This is a genomic window from Pseudomonas psychrophila (assembly GCF_001043005.1).
Taxonomy (GTDB): domain Bacteria; phylum Pseudomonadota; class Gammaproteobacteria; order Pseudomonadales; family Pseudomonadaceae; genus Aquipseudomonas; species Aquipseudomonas psychrophila.
The window spans coordinates 189664-208642 of record NZ_JYKZ01000005.1 but is presented as its reverse complement, the minus strand read 5'-3'; the positions used below and the strand labels follow the sequence as shown (position 1 = coordinate 208642).

Sequence of the window (18979 nt, the reverse complement as noted above, 5' to 3'; positions counted from 1 at the left end):
TTTGAGTCAAACGTTTGGGTAAACATTTATTTCCGGGTAGGTGCACCCTATTCGGGTAGAATCCGCGCGCTAAACAACGGACTGCCGGAAGCCTCGAAAACATGCCAAATCCATCTCGCCCCGCCACCCTGAAGTCCATGGCTACTGCACTGGGAGTGCATGTTTCCACGGTGTCACGGGTCCTTAATGGCGACCCGACAGGGGTCGAGCGAGCGGCGTCGGCCGAGGTAGTGGCACGTATTCGCGCATTGGCAAAAGAACTGGATTATCGGCCGAACACGCAGGCATCTAACCTGAAATTGCGCAAAAGTCAGGAAATCTGCGTGCTCATGCCACGCCTCACCGACCTGGTGATGGCAACCATCTACGACAGCATTGACAGCGCTGCCGAGCAGGCGGGCTACCTCACGTTCGTCTCCAACACCGATGACCAGCAACTGCGTCAGATGGCGCGTGCCGAGCACGCCTTGCGCCGCTCGGTGGCCGGGCTGATCGTGGGTGACTCCCATGTGGGCGAAACTCAACCCCTGCTCGACCTGCTGACACGCAAAAACATCCCCTACGTGCTGGTCAGCCGGCAGATCGCCGGGCATCTTGCGGCGTGCAGTGACGATGAGCTGGGCGGCTGGCTGGCGGCCGAACACCTGTATCAGTTGGGGTGCCGGGATGTGGCAATTCTGGCGGGCGAGCGGCATGCGTCCACCGGTGCGGACCGTACTCGCGGCTTTATCCGTTACTTCCGCGAACAAGGCATCACACTGCGCCCTGAGTGGACCCTTAATGGTCCATTCGACAGCCTCACCGGGCACAAACAGGGCGAGTACCTGTTGGGTCTCAACCCGCCCCCCAAGGCGTTCTTCGCGGTCAACGACTTCCTTGCCATCGGCTTGATGGGTGCAGCTCGCGACAAGGGTTTGATGCCAGGCAAAGACATAGCCGTCGTCGGTTTCAACGACATACCGCTGTCCAATGAACTGATGGTACCGCTGACCAGCGTGCGCCTGCCGCTGTCCGAAATGGGCCAACATGCCGTGGAACTGTTGCTCAAGCGCATCAGGGGCGAGGCTGCGGAGTCAATCACACTGACCCCGCAGTTGCAGGTACGGGCGAGTTCTTCACGGGTGGTGTAAGTGTCCCGTGATCACCTCAAAAGTCCCGCAAACCAGTCAATTAGACACTCTTCCTATTCCTCAAAGCGTTCTATCTTTTAGTCCTCAAGAATATATCCCTCAACATTGAAGCCGATGGACTACATGCCAAACGGAGGCCAGTGATAGACGCTTGTGCGGACAATTCTTCTTATTAAATACCCACTGTGAGGTGGGTCCATAAAAACAAGAAGAGGTGTCAGCCATGAGTGAATCTGTTGCTGTCAGTGCAGTGCGGGTTGCAGTGGTGCAATTCGATCCGCAGGTAGGAACTCACAACATCCAGACCAATCTGCAAAACGGCCTGGACTTGGCCCGGGAGGCGGCCATGAACGGAGCCAATCTTATTGTGCTCCCGGAGTTGGCCAACACCGGTTATCTGTTTGCTAACCGCCGGGATGCCTTCAACCATGCCGAAGCGGTTCCTGAAGGCCCAAGCACTCAGGCATGGATCGATTTCGCAGCGCAACACCAGGTCTATCTGGTAGCCGGTCTTGCCGAACAGGACGCCATGCAGCTGTTCGATACGGCGGTGCTGCTCGGCCAGGGCGGCTTTATCGGCAAATATCGCAAAGCTCATCTGTGGAACAAGGAAAAACTCTGGTTCACCCCCGGCGACCTCGGATCCCCGGTGTTTGAAACCCCGATCGGGCGCATCGGCCTGCTCATTTGCTGGGATATCTGGTTTCCCGAAGTGCCCCGCCTACTGAGCCAGCAAGGCGCCGATATTATTTGCAGCCTGAATAACTGGGTCTGGACGCCACCGCCATTGTTCGACGACGCCGGAAAATGCATGGCCTCCTACCTGACGATGACCGCTGCCCACGTCAATAACGTTTTCATCGCCGCTGCCGATCGGATTGGCAAGGAGCAGGACGCGCGTTACCTGGGCTGTTCGCTGATTGCCGGAACCAATGGCTGGCCCATCGGTGCAGTGGCACCTGCTGATGAGCAGATCATTCTCTATGCCGACGTCGACTTGTCGACGGCCCGCAGTGCGCCGATCTGGAACACCTTGAATGATCTGCAACGCGACCGACGCACCGATATATACGACGGGATGCTCGGCTATTGCCATCATCCACGCCTGCCTCGCTAAAGGGGGCAATCATGGAGTCCTTATCTGAGAGACCAACGTGCGGGCCTGCTGCACGTCTTCTGATTTTAATCATGGTTGCCACGGCGATTGTTGGGGCCGTAACCACGTGGGTGGCCGTGAATTACGCCACCCTCCACACTGATTATTGGCCGGCCTACAACGACATGATGGCAAGCATGCCCTCCCCGTTGGCCTGGTTGCGCTGGGTGTTGGGCGACATCAGCGAGGTGGCGTTTTACAAGCACGAACTGGCCTCATTGGGCTTGTTACTCGGAGGCGCCCTGGGCTACTGGACCAGCCGCTACGCCCAACGCTGGAAAGGATTCAGCATCTGTTATGGCACCGGCTTGTGGCCTTGGCTGGTAACCAGTTCATTGTTGGGGCTGCTGCTCAGCAACGCGCTATGGGGCTGGACCCTTACAGCAAACACCTGGCAGCCGACCTTCGCCGCGTTCGTCTCTTTGCCTGCAGCCATGGTGCTGCTGTTTGGCGGCGGCTGGAAAGTCACCCTCAACGGAGCAATCCTCGGCGCCCTGCTCGTCACGCCATCGTGTCTGTTGATCGTCAACTACGTGTGCCTGCCCTTGGGCTTGCCCGTGGTCATCGGCAATGTGCTGGGCATGGCACTGGGGAGCGTGATTGCCTTTGGTCTGTGCCGGGCGCTACCCGCTCTGGTGTCATCGAGTAACGCGCAAAAACCGCCAACTGCGCCTGCATCGCCTGACAAAACGCCGGACTATGGTGCCATCTGGATAGCGCGTCGCGTGCTGGCTGACTTTTCGGAAGCACCCTTTTATGGCAATGAGTGGGCCAGCCTGGGCATGCTCTCGGGGGTTGTGTTGGCATTCACCTTGAATCCCCTCAGTCCGGCCTATGGATCCGGCTTGCTGTTGCATATGGTCGCGGCGCAGGCTCTAACGTCGCTGGTGGGCGTCATTGTGTGGCGTGAGGAATGGCGAAAACGTGGCTGGTATCCCACGTACGTGACGCTGGTTTCAGTCGTGCCTGCAACGGTCTTGACCTACGGTGGCGGCCCCGGAGTGATGATCGTCAGCGCAGTGCTCGGTGCCTTGATCGCGCCGCCCCTGGCCTGCGCCATCGCCCGGCGGGTGCCTGGTTACATGCACCCCTATATCGGCAATGTCTTGTCGATGGCAATCAGCACCTTGCTGATCATGCCGGTGATTGGCGTATTGGTTGCTGCTTAAATGACTGATTCATCCAGACATTATCAGATCCATTACAGAGGTCCCCCTTTAACAGGATTCGACCGCTGCATCTGTGCGGTATCCTGTAAACACTATCTGTATTTTGTGTATTTATTTGCGCAACTACCGAAACTGTCAGCGCTCGTATCTCCAATCTGCAGCGCAAAACTGGCATGGCACCACCATCTTGCCCGAGAGTGACCACTTGAAATTACCGCCGCTGCTTCACATTGTCGGGATGTACTGGCTACTGCTGTTTTCATGCAGTTCGTTGGCCAATGACAGCACTCTTCAGTTACATGCACGACACCCCCTGAACGGACTGAAGTTTCAACTCGATGGGCCCACAAAAGCGTGGGCGCAAGAAAAACGCACCCTGATTGTGGGTGTGCAAGAGGATAATTATCCGCCGTACCGAATCATCACCACCCTCAATGAGCTGGAAGGTATAGCCGCTGACTACTTGTCGGCCTTGCAGCGTGAGTTGTCGATGGACTTGACCCTGCGTCGCTTCGCTACAACTCAAGCACTATACGAGGCCTTGCGCGAAGGTCAGATCGACTTGGTGGCTGTCGCGACAGACGCTGATGCCAGACACTATCAAGTGCAATTGAGCCCACCCTATGCCTTCACCGAGCTGGCTGTGTTTACCGAGGCCGGAGACCTGCGCGACTTCGATATGCAGGCGAATGCAATGCAGTTTGCCGGCGTCGATGAACAGCTAATTGCGCTGTACAGGCAGTCAGGCGGACAGGCAGACATTACCCGCTATCGGTCACGGCGCGACGCAATGTCAGAGGTCCTGAAAGGACAATCTCAAGCCTATCTGGGCGATACCTTCTCCACCCGTTACTTGTCATCCCAATTATTCAGCAACCAGATGGTGGTCAATCAGAGCGCCCGGCTGCCGGAAATTCCGGTGGGTTTTGCCTACAGTGCCTCCAGTAAAATACTCGGATCCCTGCTCGATCAAGCGCTAGGCGGCCTATCGCGGTGCAATCTGGCTAACGCTATGCGCACCTGGAGTGAGACCGAGACATGCGATTTGAGCAGTTTTCGTCAACGCCTCAGTGAGTCCGAGCAAGCCTGGCTCGACAAGGCAGACGTTGTGAGGCTGGTCGTCAGTGAGGATTTGGCCCCTTACAGCTTTTTTGACAAGCAGGGTCGATTCAACGGCATTGCCTCAGAACTTCTGGACATCGTAAGGCGTAAAACCGGCATGCGCTTTGAGATCAATCGTGTCAGTTCACTGGGCGATGCCCAGGACCTGTTGAGCCAGGGGAAGGCCGACCTTGGCGTTTTGTTCCAAGACAGTGCTACAGCGGATGCTTATCTGTTTAGCCGACCTTTCGTGACAGCCCCCTATCTGATCATCACTCGGCATGAAGACGGTGCATTGACCTCTCTGAACACGCAGACGGCCGCCGTACTGGCCGTTGCAAAACGCCAACTGTCACCCGAGTGGCTGCGCAACTACCCCAACCTGCGCGTGATAGAAACGGCCACAACTGCCGATGCACTGAATCGGGTGCGCGATGGCAAGGCGGACTTCTCATTGGTACCGGCCAACATGGCGCGCTACTACCTGTCCTATAAATATGAGGACACCCTCAAGGTCAACGGCCTGATTGACTATCATGATGCACAAATACTGTTTGCAGCACCGGGGCAAGATCCTTTGCTGATGTCGATCCTCGACAAGGCCCTGGCTGAGATAACCCCAGCAGAGACCTTGCAGATTACCGGGCGCTGGCGAGCCAACGCCGCGACTGACGACAAGCATTGGGAGGGGCTGGCTTCGACCACATGGCAGACCCTGGGGGTGCTGTGCGCACTGCTCTTGGTGGCGGGGCTGCTGATCATCGCTCAACGGCGGCGGATCATCCGCAAACAGCACGACCTGCATCAGCGCCAGCTCATTCTTGACGAACTGCAGACCACCAAAGAAGCTGCGGAAAAGGCCAACCGCAGCAAGACCGTATTTCTGGCGACCATGAGCCATGAAATCCGCACACCGTTGAACGCCATTATCGGCATGCTGGAGCTGGTATTGACCCGCAAGGCCGACCCCACGCTCAACACCCGGTCCGTACATATCGCTTATGAGTCGGCCCATAACCTGTTGGGGCTGATTGGCGAGATCCTCGACATTTCCACAATCGAGTCAGGCACACTGACCTTGCGTCCACAAATCTCCTCGCTCAAGCAGTTGATTGAATCAGTGGCCAATGTATTTGCAGGTCTGGCGCGCCAGAAGCACCTCAGTATCCGCCTGGAGCTGGATCAAACGGCTGAAGAGCGGTTGTGGATCGATGAGCTCAAGTTCAAACAGATACTGTCCAACCTCTTGAGCAACGCAATCAAGTTCACGGACAAAGGCGGCATCGTGATCAGTTGCCAAGGCGAAGACGTTGACGAGCACACCGTGCACTTGCAACTGAGCGTCACTGACACCGGCAAAGGTATCGCTGCATCACAAATCGACAAGGTGTTTACCCCTTTCTTTGAGCTCGACAGCGCTGTGAACAACCTCAACACCGGTGCCAGTCTCGGTTTGTCGATCAGCCAGGTGCTCAGTCAGTTGATGGGGGCCAGTCTGCGGGTCGAGAGCGAGCCGGGGGTGGGCACCTCAATGATTTTCAACGCCCGCTTCGAGCGTGTGAGCGCTGACAGCACACAGATCAGCCCGATCCAGAAACAGACACCCGCAGCCATAGACCTGCCACTGAACATACTGATAGTGGAAGACCACCTTCCGAGCCAGTACCTGCTTGAACAGCAAATCAGCTATCTGGGCCACCATGGGATCACTGCCAGCAACGGGCAGGAAGGCATTGCGCTGTGGCAAAAACACGACATCGACATCGTGTTGACCGACTGCAACATGCCGCACACCAACGGCTATGAAATGACCCGTGCCATACGAGAACTTGAGTCCAGCCTTGGCGTCGAGCCTTGCATGATCATCGGCATCAGCGCCGATGCGCAGCGCGAAGCGCTCGAATATTGCCTGAGTTGCGGCATGGACGAAGCGCTCGCCAAACCCGTCGACCTGGCCGGCTTGAACCGGTTTATTCCAACACTCAACCGCGGTAACAACGATCAGGCGCAGGCACAAACCGACCGTGCAAAAGAGGTACAGCTTGAGATCGCTGAACACGTTATCACCAGTAACAATGAAGAACTGCTGGCGCTGAACAAGTCCCTGAGCCTAAACGACTACGAAGCACTGGCGCGTATTGCCCACAAGCTCAAAGGCACCGCCTACGTGCTCAACTCCCAGAGCTTGCTGCTGCTGTGCGTCACATTTGAGGAGCTGACGGCCAGCCATGACGGACCTGATGCAATTCGTCAGGCCGCAAAGGTTCTGATCCAGGCGCTCAACGATATCAATATGTCGCTGCAAACAGCCTGATCAATGGCTTCGCGCCCGAGCGGCTTCAAGCAGGTTACTGTGCAGTTTTGCCAGCGCCTGTTCAAGCAATCTGGCGCACTGAAGCACATGCTCTGGCACAACCTGCGAAACACTGCAGGCCTGCTCCAGCATGTCGCAGTATCTGACAACTACCGGGTCGGCCACGAGCAGCGCTGCCCCCTTGATACGATGGGCCAGGCCTGAAAACGACGCCATTTCATCCCTTGCCAGCATTTCGCCAAGCTCTGCACTGTCTCTCTCGAAACTGTTCAGCGCCTCATGAATCAACACGGTGGTGGCCTCGTGAACACCGCCCGTCAATGTATGCAGACTCGCCGTGATGGATGCCTGATCGGCACACACTCCAGCTTGATTCTCTGAAGCAAAACCGTCGGCCAATGGGGCTTGCCAGCCCGATAAAAGCATCGACAAGGCTTTCAAGTTCAGGGGTTTGAACAAGCAGTCATTCATTCCTGCCCTCAGGCATCTGGCCTTCTCCTCTGGCTGGGCGTTGGCGGTCAAACCCACCACCCAACAAGCCCCCATTCCCCGCTGAACCTCATCCTGACGGATCTGTTGAGCCAGATCGTAGCCACTCATCAACGGCATGTTGCAGTCAGTGATAACCATATCGAAATGCCCGGCCCGCCAAAGCTGCAGCGCAACCACACCGTCCTCGGCAGCGCTTGCCGATTGCCCCAGAAACGTCAACTGCTGGACCAGAAGCAAACGATTCGGCGACTGGTCATCTACCACCAACACTTTCATCGCACGCGATACCCCGAGAACTTGCTCTCGGGGCGTCACCGTGGCAGTCACAGCATCCAGTTTGTGAAATGACAACGATACTTCAAGTGTTGTGCCCTGCCCGATGACACTGCTGATTTCAAGTCTCCCCCCCATCAACTCGCACAATGAGCGCGAGATCGCCAGCCCAAGCCCCGTTCCACCTCTGCTGGAAACGCCGTGATCCGCTTGAGAGAAAGGTTGGAATAATCGCTGCAGATCGTGCGCGGCAATGCCAATACCGGTGTCTTCCACCGTCAGGCACACCTGCAGGCGCTCATCAACACTGTGCTCGGCACGAATTAATACGCGCACTTCTCCAGTGTCCGTGAACTTGATCGCATTTCCCAACAGGTTGGACAGCACTTGCTGAAAGCGCATGGGGTCGACCAGCACATCACCGCCGACGCTGGCGTCGATTTCAAGTTTCAGGATCAGGTTTTTCTGTCTGGCCAGGCCTTCAAACACCCGCGCTACCGACTCGACCAGCTCCCGCAGATTGGCCCTTCTGGGCGAAAGGCTGACATGCCCTGACTCAATGCGTACCACATCCAGAATATCGCCGATCAGTTCAAGCATGCCCTTGGCTGAGGTGTAGGCCACCTCGATCGCCCCGCGATCAAAATCACCCTGGTCGGCCCGCTTCAGTGCGAGTTCGAGCATGCCGATCACAGCGCTCATGGGGGTACGAATCTCATGGCTCATGGTCGTCAGGAAGGTGGTCTTGGCCCTGTTTGAGTTGTCCGCCTGCTGCTTGGCCGCACGCAATTGCTCAATAAGTTCACGACGCTCACTGATATCGATCCAGCCGCAAATAACCCCCTGAACATGCCCACGGGTGTCATGAAAGGGTTGAATCCAATGGTAAATAATCAGTGTCGAGTCACCCACATGCAGTGTGCGATCGACCTCGTATGGCTCGCCCTGCTCGATCACCCGCATATAACCGGCATGGAACTGCATGGCCTCGTCACGGTTGCGCTTGGCGCTTTGAAGTGCCGTTTTGCCGATCACATCCTCACGGGTGACAGAAAATGTTTTCAGGTAATGGGCATTGCAGGCCACCATTGCGCCGTGACGGTCACGGACATAGATCGGATGCGGGGTGCCGTTGATCAGCGCCTCCATGAACGTCAACTGATCACCGAGGGCCAATTGCGCCCGCCTGCGCTCGCGAATCTGGCGGCGGATGTAAATATTCCAGACCAGGGAGCAAAGAATGAACAGGAAGGCGACGCCAGCCATCTGGTAAATGAGGGTTTGGTAGTCCCTCCATTTCATGACCTCAAACACGGCAACCGGCCGCCAGCGATTGAGCACACTGTTGATTTCATCCGGTGCGATACTCAGCAGCGCCTTGTCGATAATGGAGATCAGTTCGGTCTCGCCCCGCTGGGCTGCAAACGCCAATGCCCCGTACTCGCCCTGCAGAATATTGCTGATGCGCAACTTGCCTGGGTACAGATGCTGAATGTAGTAACGGGCACCATGCAGCGTGGCAAACGTCGCATCTGCCCGACCATCGGCAACCATGGCCAGAGACTCTAGGATGGTGGTTGAGTCAATGATTTCGATGTCCGGGTACGTACTCAGCACTGCGCGTTCGGCCGCCATGATCGGCACCGCCAGACGTTTTCCACGCAGCGCATCAAGGCTCGAAGGTGCTTGCTCCACGTCAGGGGTGACAATAACGAACGAACTGAAAATAAAGGCCCTGCTGAACCTCAGGCTGCTCTCGCGCTCAGGCGTGTGCGCGGCCAGGGTTAAATCCGCTGTGCCATCCGACAGAGAACTGATGAGGTTGGCGAAACTGTCGGTGCGAACCGCTTCAAATCGCAGCCCAGTTCGCCTGTGGATCAACTCCAGCAGCTCTGAACTCATGCCACTGAATCGCCCCTCGGCATCAAAGAAGGCATAAGGCGCCAAGTCATCATTCACCACATAACGCACAACCGGATGCTGCTCAATCCAGCGTTGCTCATGGGTAGACAGGTCAATTTTCCGGGGCGACAGCATGGCCCCGCCACCGGACCAGCGCTTGACGATCTGGTGCAGGCTATTTTTGTCGATGGCGTTGATCGCACTGTCCAGGACAGCTTTCAGTCGATGATTGCCACGCCGGATGGCAAACCCGAAGCCGGCACTTGGCATATCGACAAAACGCTCAAGTCGCACATAGTTGAAATAACTCAAGTTGATCAGATAGTGACTCGACAACCCGTCTCCCAGGTAACCGTCAAGACCGCCGAACGCCAGGGCAGCCAAGGCCAGATCCCGTGATGCATAAGGCACAAACAGGGCGCCGGGATACAATCTTGCCAGTTGCTCGAGCGGCAAGTAGTCCTCGGCTATTGCTATGCGCTTGCCAGCCAGGCTGGTCGGCAACGGTTGCTGATCGTCGTTACGGACAAACAACGCGGACTGATCCTGCACATAAGGGTTGCTGAGAAGTGCATGTGCGGCGCTGACTTCAAAACCGTTGGCGCTGCCCAGCATATCTATCTCGCCTTGCTCAAGTGCAGCCAGCGCATGGCCGCGATCAGCAAAGCGCTTAAGCTTGAGGTTGACGTGAAGGGTCTGCTCCAGAAAGCACGCTACGTCAGCAGTGATGCCTTCGAAATACGGAGAACTGGCCGTCATTTCAAAGGGCGGGAAATCCGGTTGGGCGACACCCAGGACCAGGGAGCGCTTGTTCCTGAGCCACTGCCAGTCGTCATTGGAAAGTGCGACTTGCATGCTTGTGCACTGAGGACGCACCAATAGCCGTAATGGACTATCCACGGTTGTTGCATGCAACAAATCAAATGGAAGAAGTAGCCACACGACGATTACCACTACACGTCGAACTGCACAGGCTGGTGATGCAACAAACCCCATGACAACGCCTTTGAATATCAACCAGGGTGCGATCACGGCTGATCAAGGTTGTGCTGCAACCTGAACAGCTCAACATCGGTGCGTATACCCAATTTTTTGTAAGCAGAGTGTTTTTGCCCGCTGATGGTTTTCCTGCTGCGCATGAACTTCAGCGCAATCTGCGAGACCTGCAACCCTTCCAGGCAGCAACGCAGGACCTCGCGCTCTTTGGGGGAAAGCGCAACGTTGCTGACTAACAAGGTATCGCCAGATGGATCATCGCCATTTGCGCTCGTACGCTCCTGGCCGGACACCGGCTTTTTATCCAGCTTAAAGGCCATCATCGAGGAGAGATACAGCTGCCCCGAAGCAACGGTACGAATGGCCACGGTCAGATCCTCAACCGGCTGGGACTTGCCCAGAAACCCGTTGGCGCCTGCGCCGATGGCGAGATTGACGATGGCAGGCTTTTCCGAAGAGGAAGAAATCAGAATAAGCATTTTCGGGTACTGCTTGCGCAGCATCCTGATCAGATTCAAGCCGTCGAGTTCGCCTTCGTGCAATTGATAATCCAGGACCAACAGATCGATCGTCAGCTCGCGCAGGGCCGAAATCAACTCGGCGCTGGCGCTGAATACCCCAACCACCGAAAAGTCCGCCTCCCGGCTCAATCGCGAGTTCAAGGCCAGCCGAATAAGAGAATGATCATCGAGCACGGCAACACGTAAGGGTGTGACAACAGACCATTGCATTCTTTGTCTCCGGCAAAAGCAGTTTCAGATCATCAAATCAATGAGAAAATTCTGAATGATCTACCAGACAATGGATATAGGTCGTTGTCTCAAAACCACACAGGCAAGACCGTCCAGGCACATCACCCTGCGGGAGACACGGCAGTTCGCCATAGCGCTGGATCGCCCGTAAAAGCCCAGTTTGTCATGTGGGCCTCGCTCATCGGCCGGGCATACAAATAACCTTGCCCAAGATGACAGCCCAAGCTTTGCAGGGAGCGTAGCTGCTCGATGGTTTCAATGCCTTCGGCAACTACTCTCATGTTCAACCCACGCGCCAATCCCAAAACAGCGCTGATCACCGCGCCAGAGCGTGGCTGCTTAAAGTCCCGGATAAAACCGGCATCCAGTTTGACCTCGTTGAAAGGCAACTGGCACAGACGCTCAAGCGAGGAGTAACCCACTCCGAAGTCATCAATCGACAAATCGCAACCCAGCATGCGCAGCCGGACCATGTTGGTAATGCACATGCCGGGGGCTTGCAACAGACCGGTTTCAGTCAGCTCAAACGTCACGCTTGCGGGCGATGCGCCGTGCGCGGACAGCATGTCCCGTATTCGATCAACGAAGTGCGGGCATGCCAACTGAGATGCCTCCAGATTGAACGCAAGTTTGAACCCATTGCCAGCAGAACACATGTGTCGCTGCAAACGCAGTCCTTGTTCAAACAAGCTGAAGAAAATTGTATCTAGCAGACCGTACTGCTCTACAGCGGGGAGAAATGTAGCGGGCGACCACACTTCACCCGGTGACCGCTGCCATCTGAGCAACACTTCTGCACCCTGGATCAATCCGTTGCTCAGGTGGAACTTGGGCTGGAACCAGGCACAGAATTCTTGCCGGTTAATCCCCCTGTGTATTTCCTCTGCGCCCGGCTGATCTGGCGCAACACTGGGCCGTGCAATACGGGGGCGACTATTGGCTCGGTACGCCTGCAACAAGGGATTAAGCACCTGCGCCAGCGCCGGCTTGCCTGCATGACCCAACAACTCCAACCCCTGAAGCCTTACGATCTGCTCCACGGCATGAACCAACTCACCGGGCATCGCACTACAGATAATCACCCCGCTGACCAGTCTCGCCTCACTGACACAGCTCAAAAACGCCAACCCATCCACTACCAATGTCTGTATGTCACATAACGCGATATCAACACCTCCATGCCGTTGCAGCAATGCCAGGGCGCCCTGCCCGTCAGCCGCCTGCAACACATCAATGCTTCCGATCCCGAGCAATGTTTTGACGGTAAGCGCGCGCTGAACGTCGTGATGTTCCAGCACCAGCACGCGCAATCTTTTAAAGAGATCTCTTGCACTCGGCATATAAGCGCTCAAGAAGATTGCAGGGGTAAACGCCGGAACAAATCAAGATCACTTTTCAAGCCCAACTTTCGGTAGGCAGAACGCTTTTGCGCACTGACGGTTTTGATACTTCGCGAAAAGTCCGCAGCTATTTGTGTGACCGTCGACCCGGCGGCACACAAATGCAGGATTTCGCGCTCTCGTGGCGACAACATTGCGCTATTCAACAGGCGATCCCGAGTGACAACTACATGGCTTGCATGGGTACCGACCGGCTTATCCGGGATTGCTTGCGGAATCAGCCGGGTGCAAAAGTAAAACGCTCCAGCCGCCAGGCTGCGAATCGCGTCAACATAGTCATCAAGGGGTTGTGTCTTGCAAACGATACCGTGTGCACCAGATGCCAGGAGCAATACGGCTGTCGCCAGATGAGGTTGATCCAGCAAAACCAGAAATCTCAGTGATGGCTGCTCAATGCTGAGCGTCCTGATGAGCGCCACGCTGTCGCCCCCTTCTGACAAGTGCCCAAAAAGCAACATGTCGAATGCGTTATCACGGGCACTACGCATCACGTTGGCGCAATTCCCATAAGAGCCGACAACAGCAATGCCGGGTTGTTCGAGCAGGTGTAAACACAAGCCATAACGCGCAATTTCATGCGTATCCAGCACCCCGACTCTGACCGGGTTTAACATTTGTTATCTCCATCTCCTGTTTAACCGCGCGTCCTTTAAAAACGAACAACGCGGGCAGCAGTAGAACTTATAAAATCTTGAGGTGCTTCAGGCACGGTATTGGGCACAGTAACGAATACTTCTCCAATAAACCTTAAGACTTGTCTCAAAACATTCACCTGCGACCGCTGAAAAGCACACCACCCGGAGCAGAACTGCTCACACATGATCCGGCAACAAGTCCATTCAATACGCAACGAAAATTGCTTTGGGACAATTCTCAAAGACCGGCCCCCAAAGGCGACCTAACATAGTCCCCGCAGTTTGATGAAACACACTTATACCCTTTCAGGATACAAACATGAAAAAGCTTTACCTTGCTATTCTCAGCCTCTCGATTCTCGCAGCTTCCAACTCTGTTTTCGCTGAGGACGAAATTCCGCCATCTGCCAAGGTTAAAGGCGGCAGTGGTCAAATCCAGTTTTCTGGCTTTATCAACAATGATGCGTGTTCAGTTGATGGCAGTACCGGTAAAGATAAAGTGATCTCGATTGATATGGGCAACGTATCGATCAAGGACATGGGCACTGATGTAGCTCCAACTTCCGGACGCATGGGTGCAAATGACTTTAGCTTGACCGTTAACTGTAATATCGGAACCAAAGTATCCATGGTTTTCAAACCAAGTCTGAACGGTGGTTCGGGTCTGGTCAGTGGCAAGAAAGTGCTGAAGCTGCAAGGTACCGACGCGGCCAAGGGCGTGGGTATTGCTCTGCTTAACGGTGATGGCGAATTGATCGACCTGACCTCGGATACCGCAGCTATGGTTTCGACCGGTCTGAGCGGCGATCAAGCTGCGGGTGGTGACGGCACGTTGTCATTCGCCGCAGCCTACGTAACCACCGAAGGCCAGGCTAAAGCCGTTGCCGGTACAGGTAACGCAACACTGCCATTTGTACTTCAGTACGAATAAACCTGGCTCAAGGGAGAGGCTCTCGGGCCTCTACTCACCCTGCGCAATAGTAAGTGAATAATTCATATGATACGACGCTCAATTGCTGTTTTTATAAGTATGCTGGTCGCCACAGAAGTCTTTGCCAGTATTTCACTAAGTGCAACCCGAGTGATCTTTGACGGCTCACGAAAAGAAGCGAATATTACCGTACGTAATGGCGGGCAAAATGTATTGGTGCAGTCCTGGATCGACAGTGACCAGACAGAACATGTAGAACTGCCATTTGCCATTACCCCTCCCCTTGCCCGAGTGATTGCCAATCAACAGCAACTGCTGCGCATCCTTTACGAAGGCAGTGGCATGCCGCTCGACAAGGAATCAGTAGTGTGGTTAAACGTTCAGGAAATCCCGCAAACCAGTGCCGCCGATATAAACGTATTACAGCTGGCCGTGCGTCAACGGGTAAAGGTTTTTTTTCGACCGGCCAACTTGCCTGGAGAAGCAGCCCAAGCACCTGCACAACTCAAGTGGGCACTGAAAAAGGACGCTGGACAAACCCTGTTAAACGTCAACAACCCCAGCAGCTACCATGTATCATTAGCCGATCTGAAAGTAGGCGACACCGACAAATCTGAACTGATGATCGGTGCAACCATGATCGCGCCTGGCGAAGACAGAACATTTAAATTTAAAACAACTCCTCAGGCATTGTCGCCAACACTATGGTTTTCAAGCATCAACGACTATGGCGCGCTGCAAAAATTCGAAGCATTGCTAAACCCACAAGAATCAAGTTCGGCGACGGCCACAAAAGTCAAAGAGTAATCAATAACGGTCACCCACACGGCCATCTTGCACGCTTAATTTTTCGCACACGTTATGACTGCATCAGTCATGCTGACGGCACAGGCTATTGATATGTTTATCTACAATAACCCTACGCATGATAGTTGTGCGGACAATAGCGTCCAAACAAGGGGCTCCAATAACAAATACCTGCTTCTACCTCTGTGCCCACTGTGCCTGATCATAACAATCACTCTGTCGAGCACCGCCTTCGCCGAAGAACAGGCAGTTCAACTTGAAGAACAATTCAACACCTCATTCTTTCAGGGCGGAACATCGGTGGATTTACAAACGCTGTTGAGCGCCAACCGGGTATTGCCGGGTAACTACCGGGTCGATCTGTACAGTAATGAAGTGCTGGTAGGTCGCAGGGACATCGCGTTCAGACCCAACGAACACAACGGCAAGGTTGAGCCGTGCATGACGTTTGATTTGATTCAACAACTTGGCGTCGATGTACAAAAACTGCAGGAACAAGGGCTGCTCGATCCCCAGTTGCCCCACGCCTGCCATGACCTGACCTCCATGATTGAGCAGGCTACCTGGCGCTACGACTCCAGCCGCCTGCGCTTGTATTTCAGCGTACCGCAACTGGCAATGGCTCGAGGCATGCGCGGTTTTGTCGATCCTGAGCTATGGGACCAAGGCGTTCCTGCAGGGTTTACCAACTATCAGTTCAGCAGCAACCGCAACGCCACTGAGTTCAGCACCCAGGTATCCAGCAACCTGGGACTGCGCAATGGCATCAACCTGGGCCCGTGGCGTCTGCGCAACGAGTCGAACTTCAGCGCCCGTACCGGCCGTGCAAGCATATTCAAGAGCAATCGCAGCTACGTGCAACGCGACGTCACCGCTATCAGGGGGCAGTTCAGCGCTGGAGAGATCCTCTCCGATACCGAGTTGTTTGACAGTGTGCGCTACCGGGGCGTGAAAGTGGCTTCGGACGACGGGATGCGCGCCGACAGCGAACGCGGTTATGCACCGATCATTCGCGGCGTAGCCGAGTCCAACGCTTTGGTCGAGATTCGCCAGGACAACTACACCCTGTACTCCACCACGGTACCGCCTGGCCCGTTCGAAATCAGCGATATCTACCCCACGGGATCCAACGGCGATCTAGAGGTAGTGATTACCGAAGCCGACGGTCGCCGCAGAGTGAGCAAGCAGGCTTTTTCCGCCCTGCCCACGATGATTCGCGAAGGTCAGTTCAAATACAGCGTGTCTGCTGGCCAATACGCCAGCAACGCCGAAGGCGTGGCATCCCCTTCCTTTGTCAGCAGCACGGGCGCCTATGGTTTGAACAGCAACCTGACGGGTATTGCCGGTCTGCAAGCCAGTGAAAACTTTCAGGCGGTCTCGCTGGGAGCGGCGAAAAACACTGCGCTGGGCGCGGTCTCGTTCGACCTCACCCAGTCATCCAGCCGCGCCCAGGGCAAAACCACCCGGGGCAACAGCTTGCGGGCGCTCTATGCGAAAACCTTTACCGGCACTGATACCAGTTTCACCCTGGCCGCCTACCGTTATTCCACGGAAGGTTATCGCACGTTCAGTGATCACGTTGAAGACATCAGTCAAGGTATCAGGCAGCGCAGTGGCAGTTCGAAAACCCGCACCAACCTCACCATCAACCAGACACTCGGCGGCGCCCGTCAGTATGGCTCGCTCTACCTCAACGCCAGTGACCAACGCTACTGGAACAGGGGTGGTTCGCGAAGTTTTTCTGCGGGCTACACCAACAACTGGGGGCAAATGAACTACAACCTGAGCGCCAGCAAGAGCCAGGATTTGGTCAAGGGCGGCTTAGCGAACACCGACACTCAGGTCAACCTCTCAGTCTCTTTTGCGCTGGGCTCTCGCCCCCGGTCGCCCCGGGCCTATGTCTCAAGCAATAGTGAGCGCAGTGGCAACAGCACACAAATGGGGGTCAGTGGTTATCTGGCGGACAGTCGGGATTCGTTTTACTCCATCCAGGCCGGTGACAGCAGTCACAGTGGTCAATCCGGCTCGCTGGCCTTGAATACCCGCACAGCAATAGCCGATATCGGTGCCGGCTACAGCCAGGGCCAGGGCTATAACTCCCAGAACCTGAATATTTCAGGCTCCATGGTCGCCCATGCTGGCGGAATCAACCTTGGGCAAACCATCGGTGAAACGTTCGCCCTGGTTGAAGTACCCGGGGTACCCGGCGTCGAGATCAGCACCCACTCCGGGGTTACGACCGGCAACAATGGTTTTGCCATTATTCCCAACACTCAACCGTATCGAGTGAACTGGTTGAGCCTGGACACCCGTGACCTGGGCGGTGGCGTGGAACTCGAAAATGCGACTCAGCAAATCGTGCCGCGCCGTGGTGCGGTGGTGGTTGCACGCTTCGAAGCAAGCAAGGGTCGCCGGGTTCAATTTGATCTGGTCGATGCCAAGAACCGACCTATTCCGTTCGGTGCCTCGGTGGAGGATGCCAAGGGTGTGCAACTGGCCATGTCCGACCCTACCGGCAAAGCCCTCGCCATGGTCGAGCATGACAGCGCTACCCTGACCATCAAATGGCAAGGCAAACAATGCCTGGCTAGCTATGCGCTTGCGCAAAAACAAGAAAAGGTCAATTACGAACGCTACAAACTTATGTGTTTGCCTGAACCAAAGGCACGTTGATGATCGAGTCACGTATAAATACCCGACACCAGGGTATGGCAATTACCCTATCGAAGGAACTTTTATGTTTGACGCGAATAAAATGCATATGACGTACCTATTTTTACTGACCTTGCTATTACTCTTCAATCACACTGAAGCAATGAGCGAATGTCGCTTCAATCATCCAGAACGCACAGTCGAATTAAACCCGCCAGTAATGGGAACTATCAGCATACCTGCTGACATGGAAAACAACAGTACTGTATATGAGGCCGTCTATTCGCCTGGCATTTATTTCATCCTTAACTGTAGCTACTACACGCCTTATGGTTTTGTTCCAAACCCGGAACTCGGTCCTGCGCCTGCAGGCGGCTACACATTCCCGATAAAAGATAGTGGTATCGCAATCCAGATATTCAACTTAGGAACAACCCCCAAAGACGCAATTCGTGCACATGGAGAACAAATAGTCGGAGGACAATTCCTTTGGGGGACTGGAGGCGGAGCGTACACTTTCAGATTTATAAAAATAGGAAAAATTAAACACGGCACAGTCATTGGCCCCATCAATATAGGGGCTGTCAAATACGGGACATTGACCACGCACAACATAACAATCAGAAGCAAGCTGATTATCGCCACGGCCTCCTGCAAAACCCCCAACGTGTCGGTCAACATGGGCGACTACGTAGCCAGTGAAGTCACGCGCAGTCGAGGTCAGACAAACCCCGTCCACTTCGACATCGCACTCAACGAGTGCCAGGAAGGCATCTCCAGAGTAACCTACTCACTACAAGCCAACACCCCAGTCATAGACAGGGAAAGTGGCCTGGTTTCGCTGGATGGCACCTCCACAGCCAAAGGAGTCGGGCTACGCATTATGGATGGCAATGGAACACCACTGGCCCTAGACAGGGCACATGTTTTCAGCGATTACGACACTCGAGGCGGCAACTTTAAACTCCCCCTGAGTGCTGCCTTTGTACATCTTGGCACTCAAACTCTGGGGTTTGGTTCCGCCAATACAAGCCTGACTTTTACCATGAGTTACTTATAACCTCTTCAATTGATTTCAAACCAACAAACCTTAAAGCGCCAGTACAACGCAAACGCTCAGACCCATAAGGAATTTTAAAACAACACCACGACTGACATTTCGAACCCCATACAAGGCAACCGCTAGAGAAGAAATAACGCCATGCATAACGTAAAAGACAATTGCATACATCACTTACCCTTACTGGCACTATTATTATTCAGTCCAGC

At 54.9% G+C, this 18979-nt stretch carries 12 protein-coding genes; 8 read left to right on the top strand and 4 right to left on the bottom strand.

The window, feature by feature from the left end:
- Positions 1–101: 101 nt before the first annotated feature.
- The 4 genes from TU76_RS14120 (at position 102) to TU76_RS14105 (ending at position 6870) form a co-directional block, all read left to right on the top strand.
- On the top strand, positions 102–1130 hold the full coding sequence (locus TU76_RS14120; protein WP_048351888.1) for a LacI family DNA-binding transcriptional regulator: 1029 nt from the start codon (positions 102–104) through the stop codon (positions 1128–1130).
- 223 nt (positions 1131–1353) lie between these two features.
- On the top strand, positions 1354–2247 hold the full coding sequence (locus tag TU76_RS14115; RefSeq protein ID WP_048351887.1) for a nitrilase family protein: 894 nt from the start codon (positions 1354–1356) through the stop codon (positions 2245–2247).
- Between the two features lie 71 nt (positions 2248–2318).
- Positions 2319–3455 carry a hypothetical protein gene (locus tag TU76_RS14110; RefSeq protein WP_403212610.1) on the top strand — a complete coding sequence of 379 codons (1137 nt, stop codon included), beginning with the start codon at positions 2319–2321 and terminating at the stop codon, positions 3453–3455.
- Positions 3456–3660: 205 nt separating this feature from the next.
- Positions 3661–6870 carry a transporter substrate-binding domain-containing protein gene (locus TU76_RS14105; RefSeq protein WP_082136543.1) on the top strand — a complete coding sequence of 1070 codons (3210 nt, stop codon included), beginning with the start codon at positions 3661–3663 and terminating at the stop codon, positions 6868–6870.
- On the opposite strand, the gene TU76_RS14100 is transcribed toward TU76_RS14105, so the two are convergent.
- The 4 genes from TU76_RS14100 to TU76_RS14085 form a co-directional block, all read right to left on the bottom strand.
- The gene (locus TU76_RS14100) at positions 6871–10392 is read right to left on the bottom strand and encodes a transporter substrate-binding domain-containing protein (RefSeq protein ID WP_048351884.1); all 3522 of its coding nucleotides are present in this window, start codon (positions 10390–10392) and stop codon (positions 6871–6873) included.
- A gap of 173 nt (positions 10393–10565) precedes the next feature.
- Entirely contained in the window at positions 10566–11264 is a 699-nt protein-coding gene (locus tag TU76_RS14095) for a response regulator (RefSeq protein WP_019827221.1), read from the bottom strand.
- Positions 11265–11386: 122 nt separating this feature from the next.
- Positions 11387–12589: an EAL domain-containing response regulator gene (locus TU76_RS14090; RefSeq protein ID WP_231984094.1), complete on the bottom strand. Its 1203-nt coding sequence runs from the start codon at positions 12587–12589 to the stop codon at positions 11387–11389.
- 44 nt (positions 12590–12633) lie between these two features.
- Positions 12634–13299, bottom strand: coding sequence for a LuxR C-terminal-related transcriptional regulator (locus TU76_RS14085; protein WP_019827223.1), 666 nt, complete (start codon positions 13297–13299; stop codon positions 12634–12636).
- A 340-nt stretch (positions 13300–13639) separates the two neighbouring features.
- Here TU76_RS14085 and TU76_RS14080 point away from each other — a divergent pair, with 340 nt between their 5' ends.
- The 4 genes from TU76_RS14080 (at position 13640) to TU76_RS14065 (ending at position 18770) form a co-directional block, all read left to right on the top strand.
- Positions 13640–14251, top strand: coding sequence for a fimbrial protein (locus TU76_RS14080; RefSeq protein WP_019827224.1), 612 nt, complete (start codon positions 13640–13642; stop codon positions 14249–14251).
- 66 nt (positions 14252–14317) lie between these two features.
- The gene (locus tag TU76_RS14075) at positions 14318–15058 is read left to right on the top strand and encodes a fimbrial biogenesis chaperone (RefSeq protein ID WP_048351883.1); all 741 of its coding nucleotides are present in this window, start codon (positions 14318–14320) and stop codon (positions 15056–15058) included.
- Positions 15059–15151: 93 nt separating this feature from the next.
- The gene (locus TU76_RS14070) at positions 15152–17731 is read left to right on the top strand and encodes a fimbria/pilus outer membrane usher protein (protein WP_082136542.1); all 2580 of its coding nucleotides are present in this window, start codon (positions 15152–15154) and stop codon (positions 17729–17731) included.
- 64 nt (positions 17732–17795) lie between these two features.
- Entirely contained in the window at positions 17796–18770 is a 975-nt protein-coding gene (locus TU76_RS14065) for a fimbrial protein (RefSeq protein WP_048654697.1), read from the top strand.
- Positions 18771–18979 lie beyond the last annotated feature (209 nt).

Bases quoted from the DNA above. Each gene is read 5' to 3' on its own strand.
- TU76_RS14120 (WP_048351888.1), top strand. From the start codon at position 102: ATGCCAAATCCATCTCGCCCCGCCACCCTGAAGTCCATGGCTACTGCA.
- TU76_RS14115 (WP_048351887.1), top strand. From the start codon at position 1,354: ATGAGTGAATCTGTTGCTGTCAGTGCAGTGCGGGTTGCAGTGGTGCAA.
- TU76_RS14110 (WP_403212610.1), top strand. From the start codon at position 2,319: ATGGTTGCCACGGCGATTGTTGGGGCCGTAACCACGTGGGTGGCCGTG.
- TU76_RS14100 (WP_048351884.1), bottom strand. From the start codon at position 10,392: ATGCAAGTCGCACTTTCCAATGACGACTGGCAGTGGCTCAGGAACAAG.
- TU76_RS14095 (WP_019827221.1), bottom strand. From the start codon at position 11,264: ATGCAATGGTCTGTTGTCACACCCTTACGTGTTGCCGTGCTCGATGAT.
- TU76_RS14085 (WP_019827223.1), bottom strand. From the start codon at position 13,299: ATGTTAAACCCGGTCAGAGTCGGGGTGCTGGATACGCATGAAATTGCG.
- TU76_RS14080 (WP_019827224.1), top strand. From the start codon at position 13,640: ATGAAAAAGCTTTACCTTGCTATTCTCAGCCTCTCGATTCTCGCAGCT.
- TU76_RS14075 (WP_048351883.1), top strand. From the start codon at position 14,318: ATGATACGACGCTCAATTGCTGTTTTTATAAGTATGCTGGTCGCCACA.
- TU76_RS14070 (WP_082136542.1), top strand. From the start codon at position 15,152: ATGTTTATCTACAATAACCCTACGCATGATAGTTGTGCGGACAATAGC.
- TU76_RS14065 (WP_048654697.1), top strand. From the start codon at position 17,796: ATGTTTGACGCGAATAAAATGCATATGACGTACCTATTTTTACTGACC.